This window comes from Deltaproteobacteria bacterium (genome assembly GCA_009929795.1).
Classification (GTDB): domain Bacteria; phylum Desulfobacterota; class Desulfovibrionia; order Desulfovibrionales; family Desulfomicrobiaceae; genus RZZR01.
Genome location: RZZR01000369.1, coordinates 1 through 1,301, shown reverse-complemented (window position 1 = coordinate 1,301; position 1,301 = coordinate 1). Strand labels below are relative to the sequence as shown.

The window sequence follows — 1,301 nt, the reverse complement described above, 5'->3', positions numbered from 1 at the left end:
CCCCTGGGGACGCCGGCGAAGAGCCAGTTTTTTCTGCCCAGAGCCACGGGACGGATGGCGTTCTCGGCCGCGTTGTTGTCGGGCGTGAGCAATCCGCAGTCCACGTAGCGTACGGCCCGGCTCCACTGGTTGCGAGCGTAGGCCATGGCCTGCCCGAGCAGGCTCTTGGGCGGGACGTGGTCGATGCGGTCATCGAGGATAGCCCGAATCGCGTCGAGGATGGGAACGGCCTGTTCCCGGCGCTTGGAGACTTTTTCCTCCGGCGACAGCTCTTTGATATTGTGCTCGACCTTGTAGAGCAGCCCGATCAGATCCAATATCTCCTTGGCCGTCCCGTGCATGACCTTCTTCGAGGTCGCCTTCTGGACGTCGACGAACTTACGACGGATGTGGGCCATGCATCCTACATGGATGATGTCGTCCGATTCACCGAGGGCCTGGTATCCGGCGTAGCCGTCGGTCTGGATGTAGCCCTTGTACTCGCCCAGATACTCCTTGGGGACGGAGCCCGATCTGGTCGGGTCGTAGCGATAGACCACGGTCGGCCGATCGGGGTTACCGCCACGAAAAAGCCACAGGTATGACGTCGAAGTGTCGGGCCGGCCCGGTTCCTTGAGGACTTGCAGAGTGGTTTCGTCCATGTTGATGACCGGCCCGGAGCGGATTTCCGTCTGGAACAACTCTCCGAGCGGCTCCAGCGCCTTGGCCACGGCCATGGCCCATCCGGACATGGAATGGCGCGGGATGTCCACGCCCAAGCGGGCAAACTGCTTGGTCTGGCGATAGAACGGTATGGCATCGACGAACTTTGCGGTGATGACCTGCGCCAGCAGACTCGGAGTGGCCATACCCTTGGGGATGATTTGCGGTGGCATGGGCGCGATGCGCACCACCGGCGTGCCCTCCTCGCCGTCGCAGGCCGGACAGGCATATTTGGGTCGGATATGGCGCTCCACCTGCATGACGGCCGGAACGTAATCGAGCTTTTCGGAGACTTCTTCACCGATGCGCTTCAGGCAGGCCCCACAGACGCAGACCTTCTGGTCTTCTGGCAGATCGTGAACGACTTCGATGCGCGGCAGGTGATCCGGCAGGGGCTTGCGCCCTCGCTTGGCCCTGGTGTGGGCTGGAATCTCGACGACGGGCATTTCCGCAGGCTTCGCCTCTGCGATCTTGATCAAGGGCAGAGGCAGAATACCCTGGAAGAGGTCTTTGGATTTCTCGGATTTGGGAGCATACAGGGCGGCCTGCAACAGGGCCACGCGGTCCTGAAGATGGCGGTTTTGCTGGTAGTAATCCCA

The 1,301-nt window shown here is 61.6% G+C and carries 1 protein-coding gene; it reads right to left on the bottom strand.

Annotation, left to right across the window (positions count from 1 at the left end):
• Window positions 1-1,301 (bottom strand): IS66 family transposase (locus EOM25_15055; GenBank protein ID NCC26497.1); only part of this gene is annotated, 1,301 nt, incomplete at both ends.